This window comes from Campylobacter concisus (genome assembly GCF_002165785.1).
Taxonomy (GTDB): Bacteria; Campylobacterota; Campylobacteria; order Campylobacterales; family Campylobacteraceae; genus Campylobacter_A; species Campylobacter_A concisus_W.
On record NZ_NDYO01000010.1, the window covers coordinates 55,407 to 77,739 of the forward strand.

Here is a 22,333-nt window from a genome sequence, read left to right on the forward strand (position 1 = left end):
CATGACACTTGGCGAGCATCAAGAAGCTTTTATGAAAGATGTTGAAAAACTTTTAAACTATATTCATTCTAATGGATACTCTATAAGGGGTGGCGAATTAGAAAGGACACAAGCCCAGCAAGAAATTTATTATAATAGTGGTAAAAGTAAAACAATGAATTCAAATCATTTAAAAAGATGTGCAATAGATCTACATATATTTAAGAATAATGTTTGGTTACAATCAAAACCAGAATTACAAGATATTGGCAATTATTGGGAGAGCTTGAATACTCTTAATCGTTGGGGTGGTAATTTTAAAAACTTTATTGACGTTCCGCACTTTGAAAGAAATTGTTAAAAATCTCTTGACTTCTATCTTAAAATCTTAAGAAGCTAGCAGAGATAACTAAGAAAACTAGCAACTACCAAATGCGAGATGTTAAGGAGGACGAATGCTTTGTTTTGGCACCGCTGACAATGGAGATATATACGGCGTGGAGGCAAAAAGTGGCGAGGTAGTGTTTAAATTTGAAAGTAGCGGAACCGAGAATTTCTTGTGGCGTGAGGATAAAATTTTGCTCGTAAATCTCCAAAATAAGCAGGTTTTTTAAACGCAGATGGCTCACTTTTAAAAGAGATAGAGTTTGAGAAATTTAGCCTTAGCACAGATCAGATCATGCTAGTAAGCGGTGGCAAGCTCTACGCCTTGGCAAATAGCTAAAATTTACGCAGTTTGCGCGAGAATTTAGCTTTGGCGAAATTTATCGCCAAAGCCGCAATGCGAGATAAATTTATCTCTTCTTTTTATATCTTTTTATCGCCTCTACGATGACCTCTTCTAGGTCGTCGTTTGGCTCTTTGTTCATATCATCATAGGTGTTTTCAAGGATAGTTTTTAAGTTTTTCTCGACGTAGCTAGTATCGAAAAATCCTCTTCTAAACTCCTTACTCTTGCTAATCGTTAGCAAAAATGGGATGATCGTTCGCACGCCTTCAATGGTAAATTCTTCAAGTGCTCTTTCAAGCTTATTTACCGCTAGATCGTAGTCGGTCGCCTTTACGATCAACTTTGCGATAAGTGAGTCGTAAAATGGCGGTATGGTGTAGTCTTTATAGACGTGGCTATCGACACGCACAGATGGGCCAAGGGCTGGGTAGTAGCCCTCGATGGTGCCTGGTGCTGGGATGAAATTTTCCCAGACATTCTCAGCTGTGATCCTTGCTTCTATAGCGTAGCCGCGCGGCTTGATGTCGCTTTGCTCGATCTCTAAAATTTCACCCGCAGCGATCCTTATCTGCCTAACGACTAAGTCGTGACCGGTGATCTCTTCAGTAATGCCGTGCTCCACTTGGATACGGGTGTTCATCTCCATGAAGTAAAAGTTATTGTAGTCATCTAGTAAAAACTCGATCGTTCCTACATTTGAGTAGCCCACCGCCTTTGCAGCGGCCACCGCGGTCACACCCATGATCTTTCTTAAATTTTCACTGATTGAAGGGCAAGGTGCGATCTCGATGATCTTTTGGTGGCGCCTTTGGATAGAGCAGTCACGCTCGCAAAGATGGATGATGTTGCCGTAGTTATCGCCTAAAATTTGAAACTCGATGTGGCGAGGATTTACGACAAGCTTCTCCATAAAAACTTCATCGTTGTTAAAGTAGGTCTTTGCCTCTCTGGTGCACGACTCAAAGGCATCTTGCATATCTTCTTCTTGCCAAACCTCTCTGATGCCACGGCCGCCACCGCCACCACTTGCTTTTAAAATGACTGGGTAGCCGATACGTCTAGCGTGCTCTTTTATGGCATCCATGCTCTCGTCATTTAGCTTTTCTGTGCCTGGAACGATTGGTATGCCGTTTCTCTTCATTAGGTATCTTGCGATGTTTTTATCACCCATTTTTCTGATCACTTCAGCCTTTGGACCGATAAAGATAAGTCCAGCGTCCTCGACCTCCTTTGCAAATTCGTAGTTTTCGCTTAAAAAGCCGTATCCTGGGTGTATCGCGTCAGCTCCGCACTCTTTAGCAAGCTTTACGATAGCTTTGGCGTCAAGATAGCCCTTAATCGGATCTTCGCCCACTTGATAGGCCTCATCAGCGATCCTCACATGTAAGCACTCGCTATCTGGCGCTGTGTAAATTCCTACGCTTTGTATGTGTAAATCCCTACAAGCTCTGACTATCCTAACTGCGATCTCACCACGATTTGCGATAAGAATTTTATGTATCATAGGCTATCCTTTTTGAGTTTTGCTTATCATATAACTATTCGTTTTATTTTTAGATAAATTTGTTAAGTATAGTTTTAAAATTTGAGTGCAAAGGCTAAATTTACACTCAAATTTTTCTATCTATTGATGATTTGCGGGAAAGGTGTGGCTAGGGCTTTTTTGCTAAAATCTTGCGACTCGATCGTGAAATTTGTAGCAAATCTTTGAATGCCCTCTTTTTTATAAGCACGCCTTTGGATGGTAAAAAGGACTAAATTTCCGCCTTGTTTGGTGTAGCGATATATCGAGTGCTCGGCTGTTGGCACGCCATTTAGGTTTGAAAATATTGTGATATCAAGATAAATTTCATTTGCGAGCGAGCCTTTTTTGTAAGCCACTTTTAGCCCTTTTGCTTTTAGTTCTTTTAGATCATTTATCTTTTGCTCGACTGCTTGCTCTGGCGCAGCGTCAAATTTAAGCGTATTTAGCGAGAGCATGTAGCTAAAACTATCTAGCTTTTCGCCAGGTAGCAAATACTCCTGTGTGAATAAATTTGGCACAGGCTTGGCTGAATATGACAATGAGTAGAGTCTGTTGTCAAATTTTATCTGCACCGGCTCAAAGTACTGAGTCGCTGCAAGTAAGAGTGCTGGTAAAGCGATAAATGCTAAAAATTTCTTCATCAAATTCCCTTAAAATGGATTTACTATCATGACCCAGATAATGATAAGCATCGCGATAGTTGGCACTTCATTGTAGGCTCTAAAGAAGATGCCGCTTTTGTTACAGCGTTTCTCTTTGAGCTGCTTCATATAGCGTCCAAGGTCTAGGTGATAGATAGCCATTAAGATGACAACTAAAATTTTGACATGGATGTGACCAGTTTTTATAAGATCAGGCATTGCAATAAGTATCAAAATGCCAGTGAAAAATGAGCCAATGAGCGCGACCCAACCGATGTAGTGATACATCTTATACTCCATCACTTCGACCACTTTTACAAAGTCTGGCTTGTCCATGTTTTCTACGTGATAAACGTAGAGCCTTGTCTGATAAAACAGCACTGCCATCCACGAGATGAAAAACAAATAGTGGAGGTATTTTAAGTAAAGATAATATTCTGCCATAACGTCTCCTTATCTAAAAAGTATCTCTTTTCTAGCTTCAAATTCAGCCTTGCTGATCGTACCATTCTCAAAAAGCTCATAAAGCCTTTTTAAGTCCTCTTCTTTATCTTTTAGTTTTAGTCTCTCTTTTAGCTCGACTTTTTGTAAATTTTTCTCGACATAAGCACCAACCAAAAATGCATCGATGATCCACCAAATGCCCCAAATAGCTAAGAATAAATAACCAACGAGGATGATTTGTAAAGAGTAACCGATAAAAAATAGTCCCATCATCAAAAAGCCAGTGATAAATTTACCAAGGTAAATTCTATGCGCTCCAAGCCAGCCAGTAAATAGCCAAAGCGCGTATGCGACGTAGATATTATTTCCCACTCTCTCTCCTTTTTCTAAAACTTTGCCAAAGTATCATCACGACGCAAAGATCGATCATCGCGTCAGCGAAGTTAAAGACCGCAAAGTTAAACCACTTGTGCCAAAAGACGTAATCCACGACGCCGCCATGGATAAATCTATCTGTGATATTTGAGCTACCAGCTCCTAGCAAAGCTCCAAGCCAAATGGCATGCGAGCAAAGCAGTTTTTTCTCAACAACTAGATAGACAAAAACGCCTAAAATGAGGGCGATCTGGATAAATTTCAGCCACTCATCTAAAAAGGCTAACATCGAAAATGCAACGCCCTTATTATATGTAAGAACTAGCGAAAAAAACTCGCCGTCCCACGAAAAACCATCTATAAATATCATCTTTATCGCTTGATCAACAATAAAAATGATAAAAAACGCTATGAAAAATTTAACTAAGTTTTTATGCATTTAGAGCTTTTATGAAAAATTTCTCAACTTCATCCATGCGTTTTTCAACTAAAGTTTGATTTTTACCCTCAAGCAAAAGTCTGATCAAATTTTCAGTGCCAGAGTATCTAAAGAGCGATCTTATGCCCTCTTTTGCAAGGCTAGCCTCAAGCTCTTTTAGCCCCTCAATCTTATCAAGCGGCTTCTTCTCTGTGATCTTTAAATTTAGTAAAATTTGCGGATATGGCTTTAGCTCTCCAAAAATTTCACTAGCTTTTTTGCCTTTTTTAAGCATCATTGCGACAACTTGCATCGAGGTAACAAGACCATCGCCAGTTTTAGCGTAGTCGTTAAATATCACGTGGCCGCTTTGCTCGCCGCCAAAATTTATACCATTTTCTTTCATCATTTCAAGCACGTATTTATCACCTACGTTTGAGCGAAGTAGTTTGATCTTATGAGCTTTTAGATAGTCATCAAGTGCAGCGTTACTCATCACCGTAGCCACGATGGCTCCGCCTTTTAGCGCCTTTTGCTCGTGTAAAAATGCAGCCAACGAGCCAAGTATCGCATCGCCATGCACAACTTCGCCGTTTTCGTCAACTACTACAAGCCTATCAGCATCGCCGTCAAATGCAAAGCCGATGTCGGCACGAAGCCTTTTTACTTCGCTTGCTAGATCCTCTGGATGAAGCGCGCCACAGTTTTGGTTGATATTGCTACCATTTGGTTCGTCGTTTATAACGATGACGTCAGCTCCAAGCTCGCTAAATACGGTTGGTGCGACCTTGTAAGCAGCTCCGTTTGCCACGTCTAAAACTACTCGTAAATTCTTTAAATTTAACTCTTTTGGGAATGAATTTTTGATTTGCACGATATATCTGCCGATAACATCGTCGATCCTTTTGTTTGCGCCGATCTCCGTCATCGTCTTTTGGGCATTCGCGATGAGCTCGTCGTCGTAGAAGATTTTCTCTATTTCAGCTTCTATTTTTTCATCTAGTTTGTTGCCAAAACTATCAAAAAATTTTATGCCGTTGTCGTAGTATGGGTTGTGTGAGGCGCTTATCATTATGCCAGCGTCACAGCGCATATTTTCTGTTAAAAATGCGATTGCAGGTGTTGGCATAGGGCCTATTTGAAGGACGTTGTAGCCAACCGCAGTTAGCCCTGCAACAATGGCAGTTTCTATCATATAGCCGCTTTTTCTAGTATCTTTTCCAACCAAAATCACATTTGTCGCTGAGGTCTTTCTAAAATAAATTCCAGCTGCCATCGCAAGACGCATAGATGTTTGAGCTGAGAGCTTTTCGCCTGCCTTGCCACGAACACCATCTGTTCCAAATAGTTTCATAAATTTATCCTTTTTATTATAAAATTGGACTATTTTATCAGAAATTAGCAAATTTGAAAGCTAAAATTTTACTTCTTTTAAGGATGACTTAAATTAAGGTTAAATTTATTATAGTTTTCATATAATCACCGACTAAAATTATCAAATAAAGGTATATTATGGCAAACCATAAATCTGCTGAAAAAAGAGCTAGACAAACTATAAAAAGAACAGAAAGAAATAGATTTTACCGCACAAGACTTAAAAATATCACAAAAGCAGTGCGTGTAGCTGTAGAAGCTAAAGATCTAAATGCTGCAAATGAAGCTTTAAAAGTTGCTAACAAAAGCATCCACAGCTTCGTAAGTAGAGGCTTTTTGAAAAAGCAAACTGCTGCTCGCCGTGTTAGTCGTCTTGCACAATTGGTAAATACTCTAAAAGCTGCTTAATCTATAAAATTTAATGTTTGCTGATAAACTTCATCCATTTTTGGATCGCTATAATGAAATTTCTACGCTTCTTAGCGATCCAAATATAGCAAACGATATCGAAAAGATGACAAAGCTCTCAAAAGAGCAATCATTTATCGAGCCAGTCGTAACTGCCTCAACAAATTATCTAGAAATTTTAAAAGACATCGACGAAAATAAAGCTCTACTTGAGGACTCTGAGCTCGGAGAGCTAGCAAAAGAAGAACTTAAAAATTTAGAGATTTCAAGAGAAAAGCTTGAAGAAGAGATAAAAATTTTACTCCTTCCAAAAGATCCAAACGATGATAAAAATATATTTTTAGAAATTCGTGCAGGTACTGGTGGCGATGAGGCTGCACTATTTGTTGGAGATCTTTTTAATGCTTACATTAGATATGCAGAGCTTCGTGGATATAAATTTGAGATCGTTAGCCAAAGTGAAGGTAATACTGGTGGTTTTAAAGAGATCATCGTACTCATAAAAGGTAAAGGCGCTTACTCAAGACTAAAATTTGAAGGTGGCACACATAGAGTTCAGCGTGTACCAGAGACTGAGAGCCAGGGCAGGGTGCACACTTCGGCTGTGACTGTGGCTATCATGCCAGAAGTCGAAGATAGTGAGATCGAGATTAATCCAAACGATATAAGAGTCGATGTTATGAGAAGCTCAGGCCACGGTGGCCAGTCGGTAAATACAACCGATAGTGCAGTTAGGATCACACACATACCAACAGGCCTCGTCGTGACAAACCAAGATGGCAAGAGTCAGCACAAAAATAAAGAAGCTGCGATGAAGGTGCTAAAGGCTAGACTTTATGAGCTTCAAGAGCAAGAGAGGCTTGCAAAAGAGACTAGTGAGCGAAAGAACCAAGTTGGTACCGGAGATCGTTCTGGTAGGATAAGGACATACAACTATCCGCAAAACCGCATAAGCGATCACCGTATAAATTTAACACTTTACCGCCTTGATGCGATTATGGCTGCGGGATTATTTGACGAGATCGTCGAGCCACTTATTACGCATTATCAAGCAGAAGCTATGCTAGAAGCTGGCATTTAAACTTTCAAATTTTTACTTCAAATTTTATAATTTATTTTTTTACTTAAAAATATTATTTTAGTTTAAAATACTTTTAAATTTACCAAACTTTAAAGTCAAATTTACAAGAATTTTACAAAAATAGATATTTAGAAGTAGTAGCTAGTAATATTTTTTCTCGTTTTTTTTAAAATAATATAAATTAATTTTTTAGATTTTATTTCTCAAATAGCTATTTATATGGCATTTAAAAGTATAAAATTTTTATTTTTGATATTATAATTTTGTATAAATAGCTTTTAAGTTTTGCTTAATAATTCTACCTTACAATTTCACCATAATTTAATTCAAAAAAAGGAGACAAAATGTCAATAAGTGCAAGAAATCAACTAAATGTTGAGATCACAGAAGTAAGAACAGGTGCGGTAAATTCGCTAATATCTGCTAAGCTTGCAGGTGGTGAAGTGCTAAAAGCAACTGTTACGGTTGATAGTGAAAAAGGTCTTGATCTTAAAGTTGGCAAAAAAGCTATCTTTTTATTCAAAGCTTCAAGCGTTATCGTTTCAAAAGATGACAGCATCAAGCTTAGTGCTACAAACCAAATCAAAGGTGTTGTTAGCGAGATAAAAGACGGAGCTGTAAATGCTGAAGTTATTATCGATGTAAATGGCAGCAAAATTTCTGCTATCATCACAAGAGAGTCAGTTAGTAGTCTAGCTTTAAAAGCAGGAGATAAAGTAACTGCAATTATCAAAGCAACTCAAATCATAGTTGGTGTTAAATAATTTACGGAGCAATTTTGCTCCGTTCTCCTAACTAAATCCCATTCTTAAGCTAAGATCTAAAATACTATAAAATTTATCAACAAAATTATAAATTTAAATAAGTCGTAGTGAATATTTTTTAGAAAATTTATAGCTAAAATTTATATTATTTTTTACTTTTATAGCCTATCCGCCATTTTAAGCAGAGCATGGCACGCCAAAAGTTCACCACACAATAGGCGGCCAAATATCAACACAAAAGCCCAAGTCATAAGCTCTCAAACGGCTATGCCTATACCAAATTTATATGCATCTGGCGAGAATGTAGGTGGCGTTCATGAGCCATTCGTCTAGGCCCAGTCGTGATAACTGACCGCTTGACATTTAGCATGATCACTACTGAGACTATCGGCTAAAAAGATGTGGCAGGCGTTTGCTCGCCACTATAAATTTTTAAATCTATAAACTCCATTTTTCACTCGCTCGAAAATTTTCTTCTCTTCAAGCAGCTTAAAGGTATTTATTACGGTTGGCTTACTCACATCTAGCTTTTCACAAATTTCTGAAATTTTTACTACAATAAAGCCATTTTCATCACAGCTTTTAACTAGCAAATTTATAATTTCTACCTTTTTCTCGCCAATTATTGCCTTGTAAATTTCTTCATTCATGCTAGCTCCAAATTTTATATCCTATTGCCACGCACCAAAGTGCGCCACATAAGAAATTTGCAATCATCACAGCCGCACTTCCTGCATCTTTTGCCGCCTTTGCTAGGGCGTGATAGTCTGGGCTTGCAAGATCAGTTACTCGCTCTAAGCCAGAGTTTAGGCACTCGCAAACTAGCACAAATGCCATGCTAAAGATCAAAAATAGATTAAAAACAAGGTCAAAATTCCAAAAAAATAGCGATAGTGTCGCTAATAAAAATATGTAAATTTCTATCCTAAAGCTCTTTTCATTTTTAAAAATTTCAGCCAAACCCTCTCTTGCATAGCCAAAATTTTTTAAAAATTTATACTCTGGCTGGTTTCTCATAATTTTCCTTTTTGTGATTTTTGGCATAATTATAATTAAAAAAAGGATGAAAATTGAAACTTATTAGCTGGAATGTAAATGGCCTTAGAGCACTTGTAACAAAGGATGGTTTCGCGTGGCTTACGGAGCAAAAGCCTGATTTCTTAGCACTTCAAGAGATCAAGGTCAAAGAGGATGACGTGCCAAAGGAAATTTACAACCTTGGCTTTAAAGATATCAGTGTAAACTCAGGCGAGAGGGCTGGATACTCTGGTGTGATGAGCCTAGCAAATTTTGACATTTCTACACAAAAGGCAGTTTTTTTCGACGACACGGAGGGGCGTGTTTTGGAACATAGATTTGGCAATATCGTGCTTTTTAATATCTATTTTCCAAACGGACAAAAGGATGACGAGCGCCTAGCCTATAAAATGGACTTTTACGAGAAATTTCTAGCTTACTGCAAAGAGCTTATAAAAAGCGGCAAAGAGGTAATATTTTGTGGAGATGTAAATACCGCTCACCGTGATATCGACCTTAAAAATCCAAAGGCAAATGCCAAAACTTCCGGCTTTTTACCTATCGAGCGAGCATGGATCGATGAGGTGCTAAAAAGTGGCTTTATAGATACTTTTAGAGCTATAAATGGCGACGTAGCGGACGCTTACTCGTGGTGGAGCTACCGCTTTAATGCAAAGGCTAAAAATGTCGGCTGGAGAATTGATTATTTCTTTATTTCACAAGGATTAAAAGATAGGCTAAAAGACGCATTTATCTTGTCAGAGATCACAGGCAGCGATCACTGCCCAGTTGGGATAGATATAGAAATTTAGCCACTATTCCATTCTGCGAGGCTTGCCTAGTAAGAAACCTTGTGCGTAAGGTATTCCAAAATTTTTGATTTGGTTTAAAATTTCTTCTGAACTTGCAAACTCGGCTACTATTTTGTAGCCTTGCTTTTTTGCAAAGCTTACGATGGTTTCTACTAGAACTCTAGCATTTTCATCAAATGGAAGCTTTTTGATTATCGAGCCATCTATCTTTATGGTGTCTATATCAAGCTCCAAAATTCGGTAATAGTTTGAGTATCCTGAGCCAAAGTCATCAATCGAAATTTTACATCCATAGCCCTTGACACGTTTTATAAAAGAATTTACCGCAACATAGTCGCTAAGCTCTTCGCTCTCTAACATTTCAAAGCAAATTTTATTAGGATCTTTGCACTCGTTTAGCTTGCTTTCTATAAGCTCTCTCATACTAGCATCAGCGATATCGGTAATTGATAAATTTATCGAAAACATATAATCTGGATATCTTTTAGCAAGATCAAACGCAAGACTTATCACCTTTTTGGTTATTTGCGGATATAGTTGCGTTTTCATGGCAATATCTAAAAATTCGCCCGGATAGTGTATCTTGCCATTTTGATCAATTATACGAACCAAAACTTCATAATACTTTGCTTCGGTTTCATTTTCTTCTAAGTTAAAGATGCCTTGTGCTTCTACGATGACTCTATCGTTTTCTAACGCATCTTCGATTAGCTGGACTGCCAGCTGGTTTTTGTGATATTTCATCTCAATGGCGTCATTTTCTAGATAGTAGTAAATATTGCTACCATTTTCTATTGCGAGCTGATTTGCAAGGACTGATTGCATTAGGCGGTTAGTTTGTGGGGTATCGTTTGGCAATGAAACACCAAATACTATCTTTATGCCTGGTAAATTTTCAAATTTTTCATCAATAGCGACATTTATTCTATTTGAACCAAAATATTCTCTAATATATTCAATATCTCTTACGATATTATCGCCTTCATACCATATATAAAATGCGTCATCTTGAAATCTAAATAGCTTTGCTTTTATCTCAGAAGTATCTATGCAAAGCTTTAGTGTATCAGCTACTGCTTTTAGCATTGCATCGATAATCTTAGTTTGATAAAAGAATCTTAAAATTTTAAAATTCTTAATGCTTAAGCAAATTAGCACTCCATCTTTTTGCGCGTCTAAAATTTCAGTTAAAGCAAAGTAGTTACCAAAGCCTGTTAGCTTATCGATTGAAGATTGTATTTTTATTTGTTCATTTTTTTGAGTTAGTTCATTTAGTATTAGCGTTTCTTTAGTCCTATCAAGTTTTACCGCTATATAGCCCTCAAATTTATTTTTAAAGAAAAATGGTGAAAATTTTACCTTTTCATATAAAAAATCACCGCTTTTTGTTCTGCTTATAAGCTCATCGCTCTCCCAAGGTAGAGATTTTTGCACAGCCTCTTTTATGGACTCATAAAAGCTTTGTGGATGCATATATGATTTTAGTATTCTAGGATTTTTACCGATTACATCCTTTAGTTTGTAGCCAGTTTTTTCTTCAAAGGTTTTATTTACGTATGAAATTCTATTGTATTTATCGCAATAGATAATAGAGCTATGATCGTTTTCAACCGTGGATCTTAAGAGTTTTATCTGTCTTAAACGCTCTGAGGCTATTTTAATTTGATAGAGACCAAATGAACAAAATATTATAAATATAAGTAAGCAAATTCTCTGAGCTATTTTTGCCTTATTCACCTCATCAGAGTGAAATTCTAGGATTTTGTTTCTAAAATTTTCTATCAGATTATCAAGGTGTAGCTCTTTTACACTATTTGAGATTGTACGTAAAGTTTTTGTAGCTTGAGCTGCATAAAGTATCTTGTCTAATACATTTTGAGCTTTTTGGTTATCTTTATACTCGTTTTTATACATTTTTATTTGCTTTGAAATATCATCTATTGCTTCAGGACTAAGCATCAAAGCACCTTTTATCGCATAAAATATAGGCTCAAGCTTATTTGAAAGTGCGAGATTTTGTATCTCATATTGACTTATTTGGATATAAGAATCTATAGATGAGTTTACATAAGCTGATCTTTGTAAAAAAAATACTTTTTTACTAAATACATCTCTTATGTTTTGTAGGTCTTTTTTTATTTCATTTTGATGAAATAACAACATCTCATCACTAAGCATTGAAAGGTTGCTTAAATTTGTATCAAAAGAATTTATGTCGGCATTGAGTTTGTCGTAGTTTGAGATATCATAAATATTATTCAAAGAAAAAGTTATCTCATTGTCTATAAATTTTAGATTTAAAATTCCATCATCAAATTTATGAGCTACACCAATAGCTATATTTGCTTTATATATAAAAAATGCACTAATGAAAAATATAGCTGTTAAGACGCTAAGTATGGTTTTTATTCGCTTAGTACTCATTTAGTATCCTAGGCTTTTTACCATTTAGTGTCAAAAAAAATGAGTATAAAGCATCAATTTCATCTTTGCTAAGCTTATATCCTAGCTGATAGTTACCAATAAAGCTTATAGCCTCTTTTAGATCATTTATCTCTCCATGAGATAAATATGGAGTAGTTTTTGTAATATTTCTTAGTGATGGCACTCTTCTTAATCTTTTGCTTGTATCTAAGGCAGAAATTCTTTCTCGGCCAATATCTTGTGTCAAATTTCCTCCTAAATTTCTACCATTATGACAAGCGGCACAGCCAATATTATTAAATATCTCAAATCCTTTCTTTGCGCTATCATCTATGGCATTGTTATCACCTGATATAAAACGATCAAATGGCGAATCAACACTCAAGACAGCCTTCTCAAACTCAGCTATTGCATCTGCAATATTATCAAAATTAATGCCGTCATTATAAATTTTTTTAAATAAAATTTTGTACTCAGAGATATTATTTACAGAATCGACTATCTTGTCGTTATCCGAGTTTAGTTCTATTCTAGAAGTTATGGACTCTTTTACTTGATCTTTTAAATTGCTAATCTTTGCATCGCTATAAAATAGATAGTTTGCTGCAGCATTTAATATGGTTGGAGGATTTAAAGTGCCTTTTTCCATGCTATCTTGGTTGCTTCCGCTTAAATTCCAATACAAGTTGTGACAAGTTTGGCAAGAGTAGTTTTCATTTGGGCTTAGTCTTTTGTCAAAAAAGAGTTTTTTGCCAAGCAGAGCCTTTTCTTCATTATATTTTACTACTGTGAGAGGTTTGTAGGATTCATATTTACAAAATGAAATCGTGATGATAAATAGACAAAGTATAACGCCCTTCATAACGCCCCTAAATTTTAATTTCCTTTTTTATATCGGCAAATTTTTGATTTTTTATATAGTACATTATTTTATTGTTTTTTGAAATTTATGATACAATTCGCTCGATTTAGAAAATATTTATATTTCAGGGAGGAGAAGTCATGAAAAAAGGCTTTACAATGATTGAGTTGATCTTCGTGATCGTTATATTGGGTATATTAGCTGCGGTTGCTATACCAAAACTAGCTGCAACAAGGGATGATGCAGAGATATCAAAAACTGCTTCAAATATACAAACACTTATTTCGGACTTGGGTTCTTACTATACTTCGCAAGGCGAATTTGCTACTGATTCGGATATTAACAAAGCTGTCAAAAAAATGTCAAATGTAAAAACACCAGTAAAAGCAAAAGATGATGAGTGTTTAGAAGTACGTCCTGGAAATAATACTACTGGTGAGATAGGAATAACTATAAAAACAGGCGGTCTTTGTGAGCAAGTTTGGGGCTTGCCAGGCTTAGTAGATGTTAAAGCCTTAATCGAAAGTACTACCGACAACAAGACAGCTAATACACTTAAATTTGGTGGCATGGGCATAAAATATAAATAAAAATTTAGCAAGGTATCTTTCCTTGCTTTTTATGATTTTTGTCCTACTAAATTTTTAATATAACAAAGACTAATAGAAATACAAATTTTTACACAAATAATTTATATACATAAAAATAAGCTTTCTAAGATTTAATGCGTTGCCAAAAGGTATCAATCCTAACTTATGCTAATAGGTAATGGCTTTTTATTAAATTTAATTGATTTTGTTCTTTACAAATTTTAAAGATAAAAAACGTAAAATCAAGCCATGGATTTACTAAAAGACCCGTTAAATAAGCTCATCATCTCGCTTTCGCTTCCAGCTGGCACCGCAATGATGTTTAATACTCTTTATAACGTTACTGGTACATTTTTTGCAGCAAAAATTTCTACCCTTGCTGTAGCTGGTATGGCTATGAGCTTTTTGCTTTATCTAAGTATTGTAGGCATTGGGCTTGGTTTTGGCTCAGCACTAACTGCGCTAATAGGCAATAGCCTTGGAGCAGGAAAGATAAAAATGGCTAAATTTTATGCGGCAAATGGAATTATCTTCGTGCTAGTATTTGCTATTTTTATGGGGTTTTGTGGCTATTTTTTAGCACCGAATTTGCTCACTTTTTTAGGAGCTGATCATCACTATTTAAAAGAGGCGCTTGATTACGCAGGCGTTATCTTTCTTGCTGCACCATTTTTCTTGATTATCAAATCTCTAAACGGCGTACTCGTGGCACTTGGAGATACAAAAAGTTACCGCGATTGGCTATTTTATGGCCTTTTTATCAACGCATTTTTTTGCTACTTTTTTGCATTCATTTTGGGTTTTGGCGTAAAAGGACTTGCTCTAGCAACGGCTAGTGTTCAGCTTTTGGGCATGATCTACCTTTTTGCAAAAGTTAAAAAAGCTAAGATGATCGAGCCAAGAAATTTAAGCTATTTTGTGCCAAATTTTAGCATTTGGGCAAAGATTACAAAGCAAGCTCTACCAGCTTGCTTAAACTATCTATCGATGTCGCTTGGCTCACTTGTACTTTTAAAATTTATAAGCTACTATGGTGTAAATGCCGTAGCGGGATATGGTATAGCTTTAAGGATAGAGCAAATTTTGGTATTGCCGACCATTGGTATGGCCGCAGCAGTTTTAAGTATCGTTTCAAGAAACTATGGCGCTAAAAATTTTAAAAGAGCTAAACAATGCTATAAAATTTCGCTTCTTTTTTTACTTATTTATTGTGTATTTGCTTGTGTTTTTATTAGATTTTTTGGTGAAGATATGATAAGAATTTTTGATGATACGCCGGCAGTTTTGGAGATAGCAGGGCTTTATCTTGGTATAAATTCTCTTGCTTACGTAGCTTATGGCACGATAAATGTCTCAGGCAGCACTCTTCAGGCCGTAAAACGCCCAGTGGCTATCTTTTTGCTAAATGGATTTAGGCAATTTGTGCTTCAAGGATCACTTTTTTACGTGGTAGTTTTTTATTTTGGTCTTGAGATAAAATTTATATGGCTAGCTCTATTTTTTAGCGTCTATCTCACAGCCATTTGCTTCGTCTTTTGGACGCTTTATCAGTTAAGAATGGCTACTGACGTAAGCTTTTAAATTTAAAACAAAAAGCAAAAAAGCAAAGTGAAGCAACTAAGATTATGCTAGCTCCGCCTGTTAGGTTAAAATAAAAGCTAATAAATAGACCGCTAAAGCAAAAAACGACTGAAAAGATAGTAGAGATTAACATCATCAGTCCAAGTCTTTTGGCAAAAATTTGTGCTAAATATGGCGGTATAGTAAGAAGAGCGATGACTAGAATCAGCCCCACAACACGGATCGTAGCTACTACACAAAGTGCCATCATGCACACTAATAAATAGTGAAAAAATGTTGTATTTACGCCGCGCAGCTTTGCAAACTCTGCATCAAAGCTAATAGCTACAAATTGACGATAAAAAAGAGCAATGAGTGCTAAAAATAAGATATCTAAAATACTCATAAATGTTATATCTTGCCCACTCACTGCTAAGATAGAGCCAAAGAGATAACTCATAAGATCGGCATTGTATCCTGGAGTTAAATCGATAAAAATGATACCAATAGCCATACCAAATGCCCAAATAGCACCGATAACTGAGTCGATGTTGGTTTTATCTTTTAACGTGATAGTGGCGATTACGAGAGCTAAAAAGAGTGAGAATATGCTAGCTCCAAGAAGTGGTTCGAGCGAGAAGAAAAAGGCAAGTCCGATGCCGCCATACGCTCCGTGTGCGATACCGCCAGCAATAAAAGTCATTTTATTTATAACAACGAGTGAGCCTATGAGCCCACAAATTATACTAACTAAAATGCCAGCAATAAAGGCATTTTGCATAAAATTTAACTCTAAAATTTCACTCATTTTATCTCTTTATCTTAAAAACATTACTTTTGATTTTGCACTCACATTCGCCAAGTGCGATCTCGACATCGCAAAAATGGCTATGAGATTTTGCTAAATGCTCTATAAATTCTCTTTTTGCAGTATCTTCATGAGTTTTATGGATATGCAAATTTTTACTCACATAGGCGATTTTTGTAGCATAATTTAGCACGATATTTAGATCGTGACTTACCAAAACTACGCCAACACCACTTGCATTTATATTTTTTAAAATTTCATAAATTTCAGCCTGGCCCTTTGTGTCGATACTAGCTGTTGGCTCGTCTAAAACGAGGACCTTTGCATTTGCACAAAGCGCTCTTGCGATATATACACGCTGTCTTTGACCACCGCTTAGCTCACCAATTCTAGCGCTTGCAAATTCTTTCATACCAACCTTCTCAAGGGCGGCAAGAGCCATTTGTTTCTCAGCTTGTGAGTAAAAACCAAAAATTTTTTTATCTATTAGCCCCATTAAAACTACTTCTAAAACCATCATTGGAAAGCTTTGATTTGAGAGAAAATTTTGAGGCACATAACCTATAAATTTACTGACTTCGCTTGGCTCTTTTCCAAAGAGCTTTATCTCGCCACTTTGAGGCTTAAGTAGTCCTAAAATAAGCTTTAAAAGCGTGCTTTTACCACCACCATTTGGACCGATGATAGCTAAAAACTCATCGCTACTATAATCTAAATTGATACCTTCTAAAACCACTTGCTTATCGTAGCTAAAGTTTAAATTTTTAATTTTTATAATTTCTTTCAAAATAGACTCTTTTGCGTAAATGTCGTAGTAAAAATAAAAAGTCCAAGCCAAAGCATAACGCTAAGAGCCATAAATTCGGCATAGATTTTAAACTTTTTTAACTTAATGTTTGTGCTCTCATTTATCTTGGCCCCAAAAACAGCCGCTAAAAATATCACTGCGCTCATGCCAAGCGCCATAAATAGGCCACTTATAACGCCTGCAAAGTAGCTACCTAGCTCATTTGCTAACACAAAGACAAGTATCGTGCCAGGACAAGGAATAAGTGCCGCAGCAGCTGCAACTAGCCATTCTTCTTTGCTTTTTGGTTTTTTTGTAGTACAGATGTTACAGCCACAGTCGCTAGTAAATTTTGTATTTTTACTCAAATTTTGGCTTAAACTTGAGCTAAAAATATAAAATTTACTTAACTCTTTTTTGCTTGAAAGATAAATTTTGACCTTTTTATAAAGCATAAAAATCGCTACAAAAAAGATAATAACGCCAGAAAATGCTGTCGTAACACTTGCTGTATCTTTTGTCAGATCGTTACTAATCTCACGTAGTATCATAAAACTAGCAAGCACAAAAATAAACGCACCCACAACATGTAAAAATCCGATCTTTAAAGAGAAGAAAAAGGCTTTGGCGTAGCTTCCACCAGTTGCAGCGAAATATGAGCTTGTAAGCACCTTGCCATGTCCCGCAGATGCAGCGTGTAAAAAGCCATAACCAAATGATATGAGCGCTAAAAATAGCAGAGTCAGCGGACTTTTTTGATCAAAATTTCTTAGAATTTGCTTTAATCTATCAAGCATATTTAGACTTGTTTTAGAAACAAGATCAAACTTAGCCTCATCGATCTTATCGACCTGGCTTAAATTTTCATCTTCAAAATTTACTGAGTTTGGCTCTTTTAGAAGCTCTTTTAATGCAGGTTTTTCGTTATGAGCTTTGGCTGCAGCTTTACTTGAAAATGTAAAAAATATTAAATTTGCATTTGGATTTGGTATCGTCCAAAACTGATCTGACACTAAAAATGCGTTGTTTTGTGTAAATTTAAAATTAAAATATCCCTCTTTGTCGTCCATTTCGACAGACACCACAAAGCCATCTTTGATAAGCAAATTTGTCTTAAAACTAACATCAAATTTTAATCTACCCTCATCAAAATAGAGTTTATACTTTTTTAAATTTAGCTCAAGCTTTGTAGCATTTTCATCTTTGTAAAAGTACTCAATATTCGTTAAATAGTGCCTTGGCACAAGATAATCAAGTAAATTTAAGCGGATCTTTTTGATCTCGCTTTCATCTATCTTTTCATCCTGATTTAGGTCAAAATTTTGCCTCATAAGCTCTGAGAAATTTTGTGAAAATGTCCATGAAAAAGCAATTGTAGTGATATTGTTTTCGTTTGAGTCAAATTTTACGCTCACGTGAGCGGTCGGGCTATAAAGCGAGCAAAGAGCACACCCGAAGGCATTTATAGCAAATAAGCAAATTACAATCAGGCGTACTAACATCTTTTATAAACTCTTAGCAAAAATTTCTGCTGTTTTTTTCATCTCATCTAGCCAATTTTCTGGGAGCTGATCAATGCTTATGACCTTTGAGCCAGTCTCTTTTGCTACTAAATTTGCAGCCTTTGTTGGAAACTGAGGAGCAACGAAAATGACTTTTACACCGTGCTCTTTAGCCTCTTCGATTAGCTCTTTTAGCTCAGCTGGCTTTGGCTCTTTGCCCTCTATCTCGATAGCGATCTGTTCTAGATCATAGCGCTTTGCAAAGTAGCCCCAAGATGGATGATATACGATAAATTCGCGAGTTTTAACATCTTTTAGAGTATTTTTGATAAAGCCATCAAGCTCGTCAAGGCTAGCTTTAAATTTAGCCAAATTCTCCTCATAAAGCTTTGCATTTTGCGGGAATTTCTCTATTAGCGCCTTAGCTATATTATCAGCTTGAGTTTTTACTAAAACCGGATCAAGCCAAATGTGTGGATCAAGGCCGTCATGATGATGGTGATGATGCTCGCCAGCTTCGTGGTCATGGTCATGGTGCTCGTGATGCTCATGTTTATGCTCGCCCTCATGCTTATGCTCATGATGTTCATGGTGTTCATGATGCTCGTGTTCATCGTTCATAGCGATCTTTTCGATACCTTCTTGTGTTTTTACAATGTGTAAATTTTTAAAAGATTTTGAAAAACGCTCTAGCCAAGTATCTTCAAACTCAATGCCTATAGCAAAGTAAAGCTCGCTCTTTTCAAGCTCCTTCATCTGTTTTGGCTTTGGCTCATAAGTGTGCGGATCAGCACCTTTGCCAACCATTGTATTTACGCTTAGTGTATCACCTGCGATTTGCTCAACAAAAAATTTTGTAGGCAATATACTAGTCGTAACAACTGGCTTTGCAAAAAGTGACAAAGCACAAACTGCTAAAAAAACAAAAATCTTTCTCACCATCTCTCCTTTGTTTGAAAAAATATTGCGGAAGTTTAGCAGATTGCAACTTGGTTGCAACTTAAAGAACGAAAGCCTAAATATAGTGCTTTTTAAATGAAATTTAAAACTTTTAGCGTTAATATACAAAAAATAAAAAGGGCAAGGATGAATGCAAGAAATTTCTTAGAAGAGCATAGTATCAAAGCAACTACTTTTCGCATAAAGCTCGTTGAAATTTTGCAAAATACCAAAACTCCATTGAGTTATGATGAAATTTTAGAAAGCCTTAATGCAAATAAAACTACTTTTTATAGAAGCATAGAAATTTTTGAAAAAAAAGGTCTTGTTATAAAAACTGAAAATAATCATAAAAGCTACTATGAACTAGCAAATGAGGCAAAAGCGTACTTTATCTGCGATGTCTGTCATAAAGTCACAAACATCGATATGCCTCATCTAAACGTCGCTAAAAATATAAAAAGCGCCGTGATAAAAGGCGTTTGTGATGAGTGTGATCACGAGTAAAGTGCTATGATCTCAGCTGGAATGGCTTTTGGACGATTTGTTTTTAGATCAACATAAACAAACTCGGTCTTGCCAGTTGCTATTAACTCGTCATCTTTTTTAAACTCAAAATATCTACACGAAGTCGCCTTGCCTTCAGCTTGTGTGTAAGTGCGAATCTCTATCTCATCCATCAATTTTGCGCTTTTTATATATTTGGCTTCATTTTTTCTAATGAGCCAGATCTCGCCTCTTTTATACTGCGCCTCGACCGTGTCGCCAACCGCAGCAGAGTGTGCAAATGCGGCCTCTTGCATAAGAGTAAAATAATAGACATTATTCATGTGTCCGTGCATATCAATGGCTTGTGGTGGGATTATTACTTTGTAGATAAAATCTTTCATTTATGGCCTTTTTTGCTAGAATTATAACCAAAAATAAGGAGCTAAAATGCAAAATTTATGGGATAAAAAGGCGTCAAATTATCAAAGGTTTGATGGCAAAGTAAGTGCTATTCAGCAACAAATTTTTGCTAAAGCCTTAGCTTGGGGAGTTGATTTTAGCGGTAAAGAAATTCTCGATATAGGCTGTGGTACCGGTGTTTGGACGATATTTTTATCAAAAACTGCAAAAAATATAACTGGTATTGATAGCTCAAAAAATATGATAGAAATTTTAAACGAAGACGCAAAGAGATTTGGCGTGACAAATTTAACCAGCGAGGTTTGCTCTTGGAGAGAATTTAAGCCCTCAAAGTGCTTTGATATTGCAATTTGCACGATGAGTCCAGCGATTGCTAGCGATGAAGATTTCGCTAAATTTCATAGCATCGCAAAGCAAAAACTCTATCTTGGCTGGGATAAGCCTAGAAGCTCTGATCTTCTGGAGCCATTTTTTGAAAAATTTGGCCGCACGCTCTCTCAAAAAAACGTTGTAAATAGGCTTGAAGCGTGGCTAAACGAGCAGAGTATTGCTTATAAGAGTGAAATTTTAAACGAAACTAGGATCGCTAGACGAAGCGTGCAAGAAGCTGCTGAGAATATCTGCTGGCACCTTGAGATAAACGGAGCTAAAAACTACGATGAAAAGGTGGTTTTAGCGATGTTAAAAGAGAGATTTGACGGCGAGTTTATAGACGAGAAAATTGACTCTCAAATGAAGCTTTTTGTCTTTTAGAGCTTAAATTTAGAGCAAATTTGCTTGCCAAATTCGCTAAAAATGACGCCAAAGATAATAAGCACTGCTCCAAAAATTTGCCAGATGCTAAGTATCTCGCCAGCTATGAAGTAGCCTATTAGCCCAGCAGAGACTGGCTCTAGGCAGAAAAATAATGCCGCCTTGCTAGCGGTCGTGTATTTTTGAGCGATGGTTTGCACAAAGTAGCAAAAGATGGTACCAATAAATGCAGTGATAAAAATTGCTATAAAAAATTCCCTATCGTAATTTGGCACCACACCACCTTCAATAAACGCAAAGACAAATGAGAGTAAAGAGACGGTGAGAAATACCATAAATACAAGCAAATAAAGCTCGCACTTTCTTACAAAGTGGCCATTTAAGCTTGTGTAAAGTGCATAAAATATGGCACAAAGTAGGGCAAGTGCCTCGCCGCTCTCAAGTGCTAGTGTAGCGCCACTTAAGAGCCAAAGTCCAAAAATAGCAATAAATGCACCAAAAATAGCAAAAATAGTTATTTTATTTTTAAAAATAAGTGCTGTCATAAAAGGCACGATCACACACTCAAGCCCTGTAATAAAGGCAACACTTGAGCTAAAAGTAAGCTTTAGAGCGTAAGTTTGCGTGGCAAATGACAAAAATAGCACCGCGCCAAGGATAATGCCGTAGATGACGCTTTTTGTGTCAAATTTCTTAGTAAATTTAAGTGCAACAAAACCCATAAATATAGCTGAGAGAAAAAACCGGCAAAAGAGCATGACAAAGACGCCATTTGTCTTTAGCGCGTTTGCCATAGGTAAAAACGTAGCGCCCCAAACGATAGCAACTACGATAAGAGCGATGTCGGCTCTGTTTTGAGCGCTTAAATTTCTCATTTAAAGATCGAGTCTAGCACCTTTTTGTCGCTATCTAGGCTAAAGCCACTTCTTAGCCCCTTTTCCTTTTCACTCATCACGTTAAATAGCCCATCTAGCGTCTTTCTAGTGATATATGCGTTTAGATCCTCGCCGTCATCTGGCACATACTCGCTTGCGCCTAAATTTTTAGCTAGGCTCTTTACTGATTTTATCGTTTCGTTGTTTTTTGCTGAGCCGCCGATGAAAGAATTTAGCCCATTATAGGCGGTCGCAAAGTTATTATCACTCATCATTTTTTCAATTATCGGCGCAAATGCTGCCTTTAGCTTTTGGCTGGAGCTTTGCTGTAAATACTTCGTAACGCTGTCACTGCCACCGTTAAAGAGATTTTTGACATCGGCCTCGCTCATATTTTTTATGCTATCGCTAAAAATTTCAGCAGCCTTTGGCACGGCAGTGGTTGCGGCGTTGTTTATCGACTTGCTAAGGTCTTGCGCCCACTTTTCGCCACCCACTTTTTTGGCTAAATTTGACGCCATCTCAAGGCTTTTTGGGAGTGGAATTTTGGCCGTAGCATTGTTTATAAAGCCCTCTTTTGAAAGCTCGCTAACAGCGGCATTTAGTGCCTCACTAACCAAGCTTTTATAGTCGCCGCTTGATGCGTGAGTGGCGATTTTGACGCCTTTGTTTATCATATCGTCCACGCTTGCGGCTTGTAAATTTAAAGCAAGCGCGCCATAAAGAATGACAAGAGATCTTTTCATCTTCTCTCCT

Annotated in this window: 27 protein-coding genes and 1 pseudogene; 11 read left to right on the forward strand and 17 right to left on the reverse strand. The window is 36.7% G+C overall.

The window, feature by feature from the left end:
• The first annotated feature begins 1 nt into the window (after position 1).
• A complete protein-coding gene (locus B9N62_RS08120; protein ID WP_087585075.1) occupies positions 2-340 on the forward strand; it encodes a M15 family metallopeptidase in 339 nt (112 codons plus the stop codon).
• Positions 341-434: 94 nt separating this feature from the next.
• Complete coding sequence (locus B9N62_RS10540; protein WP_180382182.1) at positions 435-593, forward strand: hypothetical protein; 159 nt, start codon at positions 435-437, stop codon at positions 591-593.
• Positions 594-773: 180 nt separating this feature from the next.
• Here the strand turns inward: B9N62_RS10540 and B9N62_RS08130 are convergent, their stop codons facing one another.
• The 6 genes from B9N62_RS08130 to glmM all read right to left on the reverse strand — a co-directional run bounded on the left by B9N62_RS08130 (position 774) and on the right by glmM (position 5,466).
• Positions 774-2,213: an acetyl-CoA carboxylase subunit A gene (locus B9N62_RS08130; RefSeq protein WP_087585076.1), complete on the reverse strand. Its 1,440-nt coding sequence runs from the start codon at positions 2,211-2,213 to the stop codon at positions 774-776.
• 116 nt (positions 2,214-2,329) lie between these two features.
• On the reverse strand, positions 2,330-2,875 hold the full coding sequence (locus B9N62_RS08135) for a hypothetical protein (protein WP_087585077.1): 546 nt from the start codon (positions 2,873-2,875) through the stop codon (positions 2,330-2,332).
• A 9-nt stretch (positions 2,876-2,884) separates the two neighbouring features.
• Positions 2,885-3,319: a CopD family protein gene (locus tag B9N62_RS08140; protein ID WP_087585078.1), complete on the reverse strand. Its 435-nt coding sequence runs from the start codon at positions 3,317-3,319 to the stop codon at positions 2,885-2,887.
• Between the two features lie 9 nt (positions 3,320-3,328).
• The gene (locus B9N62_RS08145; RefSeq protein ID WP_087585079.1) at positions 3,329-3,691 is read right to left on the reverse strand and encodes an NINE protein; all 363 of its coding nucleotides are present in this window, start codon (positions 3,689-3,691) and stop codon (positions 3,329-3,331) included.
• The gene (lspA, locus tag B9N62_RS08150) at positions 3,681-4,133 is read right to left on the reverse strand and encodes a signal peptidase II (RefSeq protein WP_087585080.1); all 453 of its coding nucleotides are present in this window, start codon (positions 4,131-4,133) and stop codon (positions 3,681-3,683) included. Before lspA ends, B9N62_RS08145 begins: the two co-directional genes overlap by 11 nt.
• Positions 4,126-5,466: a phosphoglucosamine mutase gene (gene glmM / locus B9N62_RS08155; RefSeq protein ID WP_087585081.1), complete on the reverse strand. Its 1,341-nt coding sequence runs from the start codon at positions 5,464-5,466 to the stop codon at positions 4,126-4,128. The genes lspA and glmM overlap by 8 nt, the downstream gene beginning before the upstream one ends.
• Before the next feature lie 158 nt (positions 5,467-5,624).
• Between glmM and rpsT the strand changes: the two genes are divergently transcribed.
• From rpsT to B9N62_RS10840, 4 genes and pseudogenes are all read left to right on the forward strand, one after another.
• Positions 5,625-5,894, forward strand: a complete 270-nt coding sequence (gene rpsT, locus B9N62_RS08160; protein ID WP_004317319.1) for a 30S ribosomal protein S20 — start codon at positions 5,625-5,627, stop codon at positions 5,892-5,894.
• A gap of 13 nt (positions 5,895-5,907) precedes the next feature.
• Positions 5,908-6,975, forward strand: a complete 1,068-nt coding sequence (prfA, locus tag B9N62_RS08165; RefSeq protein ID WP_087585082.1) for a peptide chain release factor 1 — start codon at positions 5,908-5,910, stop codon at positions 6,973-6,975.
• Between the two features lie 344 nt (positions 6,976-7,319).
• Entirely contained in the window at positions 7,320-7,739 is a 420-nt protein-coding gene (locus B9N62_RS08170) for a TOBE domain-containing protein (protein WP_054195983.1), read from the forward strand.
• 160 nt (positions 7,740-7,899) lie between these two features.
• Positions 7,900-8,134: pseudogene (locus B9N62_RS10840) on the forward strand (FAD-binding protein); the annotation flags it as partial.
• A 27-nt stretch (positions 8,135-8,161) separates the two neighbouring features.
• Here B9N62_RS10840 and B9N62_RS08180 read toward each other — a convergent pair.
• Entirely contained in the window at positions 8,162-8,389 is a 228-nt protein-coding gene (locus B9N62_RS08180) for a replication/maintenance protein RepL (protein WP_072594035.1), read from the reverse strand.
• Position 8,390: 1 nt separating this feature from the next.
• Entirely contained in the window at positions 8,391-8,756 is a 366-nt protein-coding gene (locus B9N62_RS08185) for a diacylglycerol kinase (protein WP_087585083.1), read from the reverse strand.
• A gap of 53 nt (positions 8,757-8,809) precedes the next feature.
• On the opposite strand from B9N62_RS08185, the gene B9N62_RS08190 reads away from it, so the two are divergent.
• The gene (locus B9N62_RS08190) at positions 8,810-9,568 is read left to right on the forward strand and encodes an exodeoxyribonuclease III (protein WP_087585084.1); all 759 of its coding nucleotides are present in this window, start codon (positions 8,810-8,812) and stop codon (positions 9,566-9,568) included.
• 3 nt (positions 9,569-9,571) lie between these two features.
• On the opposite strand, the gene B9N62_RS08195 is transcribed toward B9N62_RS08190, so the two are convergent.
• Together B9N62_RS08195 and B9N62_RS08200 are read right to left on the reverse strand one after the other, a co-directional pair.
• Positions 9,572-11,992, reverse strand: a complete 2,421-nt coding sequence (locus B9N62_RS08195; protein WP_087585085.1) for a bifunctional diguanylate cyclase/phosphodiesterase — start codon at positions 11,990-11,992, stop codon at positions 9,572-9,574.
• Positions 11,982-12,854, reverse strand: coding sequence for a cytochrome-c peroxidase (locus B9N62_RS08200; protein WP_087585086.1), 873 nt, complete (start codon positions 12,852-12,854; stop codon positions 11,982-11,984). The genes B9N62_RS08195 and B9N62_RS08200 overlap by 11 nt, the downstream gene beginning before the upstream one ends.
• 140 nt (positions 12,855-12,994) lie before the next feature.
• Here B9N62_RS08200 and B9N62_RS08205 point away from each other — a divergent pair, with 140 nt between their 5' ends.
• Positions 12,995-13,444, forward strand: a complete 450-nt coding sequence (locus tag B9N62_RS08205; RefSeq protein ID WP_087585087.1) for a type II secretion system protein — start codon at positions 12,995-12,997, stop codon at positions 13,442-13,444.
• Positions 13,445-13,693: 249 nt separating this feature from the next.
• Positions 13,694-15,025, forward strand: a complete 1,332-nt coding sequence (locus B9N62_RS08210; protein ID WP_087585088.1) for an MATE family efflux transporter — start codon at positions 13,694-13,696, stop codon at positions 15,023-15,025.
• Here B9N62_RS08210 and B9N62_RS08215 read toward each other — a convergent pair.
• Genes B9N62_RS08215 through B9N62_RS08230 form a run of 4 tightly spaced genes read right to left on the reverse strand, consistent with a single transcriptional unit; the run spans position 15,006 to position 19,040 of the window.
• Positions 15,006-15,812 (reverse strand): metal ABC transporter permease, encoded by an 807-nt coding sequence (locus B9N62_RS08215; RefSeq protein WP_087585089.1) that lies wholly within the window; start codon positions 15,810-15,812, stop codon positions 15,006-15,008. The genes B9N62_RS08210 and B9N62_RS08215 overlap by 20 nt on opposite strands.
• 1 nt (position 15,813) lies before the next feature.
• Positions 15,814-16,599, reverse strand: coding sequence for a metal ABC transporter ATP-binding protein (locus B9N62_RS08220; protein WP_087585090.1), 786 nt, complete (start codon positions 16,597-16,599; stop codon positions 15,814-15,816).
• Complete coding sequence (locus B9N62_RS08225; RefSeq protein ID WP_087585091.1) at positions 16,596-18,101, reverse strand: nickel/cobalt transporter; 1,506 nt, start codon at positions 18,099-18,101, stop codon at positions 16,596-16,598. Before B9N62_RS08225 ends, B9N62_RS08220 begins: the two co-directional genes overlap by 4 nt.
• A gap of 3 nt (positions 18,102-18,104) precedes the next feature.
• Positions 18,105-19,040 carry a metal ABC transporter solute-binding protein, Zn/Mn family gene (locus B9N62_RS08230; protein WP_087585092.1) on the reverse strand — a complete coding sequence of 312 codons (936 nt, stop codon included), beginning with the start codon at positions 19,038-19,040 and terminating at the stop codon, positions 18,105-18,107.
• 147 nt (positions 19,041-19,187) lie between these two features.
• Here B9N62_RS08230 and B9N62_RS08235 point away from each other — a divergent pair, with 147 nt between their 5' ends.
• The gene (locus B9N62_RS08235; RefSeq protein WP_087585142.1) at positions 19,188-19,547 is read left to right on the forward strand and encodes a Fur family transcriptional regulator; all 360 of its coding nucleotides are present in this window, start codon (positions 19,188-19,190) and stop codon (positions 19,545-19,547) included.
• On the opposite strand, the gene B9N62_RS08240 is transcribed toward B9N62_RS08235, so the two are convergent.
• The gene (locus B9N62_RS08240; RefSeq protein WP_087585093.1) at positions 19,538-19,930 is read right to left on the reverse strand and encodes an acyl-CoA thioesterase; all 393 of its coding nucleotides are present in this window, start codon (positions 19,928-19,930) and stop codon (positions 19,538-19,540) included. The two genes, B9N62_RS08235 and B9N62_RS08240, sit on opposite strands and share 10 nt — an antisense overlap.
• Positions 19,931-19,976: 46 nt before the next feature.
• Between B9N62_RS08240 and B9N62_RS08245 the strand changes: the two genes are divergently transcribed.
• Positions 19,977-20,702 (forward strand): class I SAM-dependent methyltransferase, encoded by a 726-nt coding sequence (locus tag B9N62_RS08245; protein WP_087585094.1) that lies wholly within the window; start codon positions 19,977-19,979, stop codon positions 20,700-20,702.
• Here B9N62_RS08245 and B9N62_RS08250 read toward each other — a convergent pair.
• Together B9N62_RS08250 and B9N62_RS08255 are read right to left on the reverse strand one after the other, a co-directional pair.
• Positions 20,699-21,577: a DMT family transporter gene (locus B9N62_RS08250; RefSeq protein WP_087585095.1), complete on the reverse strand. Its 879-nt coding sequence runs from the start codon at positions 21,575-21,577 to the stop codon at positions 20,699-20,701. The genes B9N62_RS08245 and B9N62_RS08250 overlap by 4 nt on opposite strands.
• Positions 21,574-22,323: a DUF4197 domain-containing protein gene (locus tag B9N62_RS08255; RefSeq protein ID WP_087585096.1), complete on the reverse strand. Its 750-nt coding sequence runs from the start codon at positions 22,321-22,323 to the stop codon at positions 21,574-21,576. Before B9N62_RS08255 ends, B9N62_RS08250 begins: the two co-directional genes overlap by 4 nt.
• Positions 22,324-22,333 lie beyond the last annotated feature (10 nt).

Excerpts from the sequence above, each read along its gene's own strand:
- B9N62_RS08235 (WP_087585142.1), top strand. The coding sequence starts at position 19,188 with ATGAATGCAAGAAATTTCTTAGAAGAGCATAGTATCAAAGCAACTACT.
- glmM (WP_087585081.1), bottom strand. The coding sequence starts at position 5,466 with ATGAAACTATTTGGAACAGATGGTGTTCGTGGCAAGGCAGGCGAAAAG.
- B9N62_RS08205 (WP_087585087.1), top strand. The coding sequence starts at position 12,995 with ATGAAAAAAGGCTTTACAATGATTGAGTTGATCTTCGTGATCGTTATA.
- B9N62_RS08240 (WP_087585093.1), bottom strand. The coding sequence starts at position 19,930 with ATGAAAGATTTTATCTACAAAGTAATAATCCCACCACAAGCCATTGAT.
- B9N62_RS08245 (WP_087585094.1), top strand. The coding sequence starts at position 19,977 with ATGCAAAATTTATGGGATAAAAAGGCGTCAAATTATCAAAGGTTTGAT.
- B9N62_RS08250 (WP_087585095.1), bottom strand. The coding sequence starts at position 21,577 with ATGAGAAATTTAAGCGCTCAAAACAGAGCCGACATCGCTCTTATCGTA.
- B9N62_RS08255 (WP_087585096.1), bottom strand. The coding sequence starts at position 22,323 with ATGAAAAGATCTCTTGTCATTCTTTATGGCGCGCTTGCTTTAAATTTA.
- B9N62_RS08185 (WP_087585083.1), bottom strand. The coding sequence starts at position 8,756 with ATGAGAAACCAGCCAGAGTATAAATTTTTAAAAAATTTTGGCTATGCA.
- B9N62_RS08210 (WP_087585088.1), top strand. The coding sequence starts at position 13,694 with ATGGATTTACTAAAAGACCCGTTAAATAAGCTCATCATCTCGCTTTCG.
- B9N62_RS08215 (WP_087585089.1), bottom strand. The coding sequence starts at position 15,812 with ATGAGTGAAATTTTAGAGTTAAATTTTATGCAAAATGCCTTTATTGCT.
- B9N62_RS08200 (WP_087585086.1), bottom strand. The coding sequence starts at position 12,854 with ATGAAGGGCGTTATACTTTGTCTATTTATCATCACGATTTCATTTTGT.
- B9N62_RS08225 (WP_087585091.1), bottom strand. The coding sequence starts at position 18,101 with ATGTTAGTACGCCTGATTGTAATTTGCTTATTTGCTATAAATGCCTTC.
- B9N62_RS08170 (WP_054195983.1), top strand. The coding sequence starts at position 7,320 with ATGTCAATAAGTGCAAGAAATCAACTAAATGTTGAGATCACAGAAGTA.
- B9N62_RS08135 (WP_087585077.1), bottom strand. The coding sequence starts at position 2,875 with ATGAAGAAATTTTTAGCATTTATCGCTTTACCAGCACTCTTACTTGCA.
- B9N62_RS08180 (WP_072594035.1), bottom strand. The coding sequence starts at position 8,389 with ATGAATGAAGAAATTTACAAGGCAATAATTGGCGAGAAAAAGGTAGAA.
- B9N62_RS08130 (WP_087585076.1), bottom strand. The coding sequence starts at position 2,213 with ATGATACATAAAATTCTTATCGCAAATCGTGGTGAGATCGCAGTTAGG.
- B9N62_RS08195 (WP_087585085.1), bottom strand. The coding sequence starts at position 11,992 with ATGAGTACTAAGCGAATAAAAACCATACTTAGCGTCTTAACAGCTATA.
- lspA (WP_087585080.1), bottom strand. The coding sequence starts at position 4,133 with ATGCATAAAAACTTAGTTAAATTTTTCATAGCGTTTTTTATCATTTTT.
- rpsT (WP_004317319.1), top strand. The coding sequence starts at position 5,625 with ATGGCAAACCATAAATCTGCTGAAAAAAGAGCTAGACAAACTATAAAA.
- B9N62_RS08140 (WP_087585078.1), bottom strand. The coding sequence starts at position 3,319 with ATGGCAGAATATTATCTTTACTTAAAATACCTCCACTATTTGTTTTTC.
- B9N62_RS10540 (WP_180382182.1), top strand. The coding sequence starts at position 435 with ATGCTTTGTTTTGGCACCGCTGACAATGGAGATATATACGGCGTGGAG.
- prfA (WP_087585082.1), top strand. The coding sequence starts at position 5,908 with ATGTTTGCTGATAAACTTCATCCATTTTTGGATCGCTATAATGAAATT.
- B9N62_RS08120 (WP_087585075.1), top strand. The coding sequence starts at position 2 with ATGACACTTGGCGAGCATCAAGAAGCTTTTATGAAAGATGTTGAAAAA.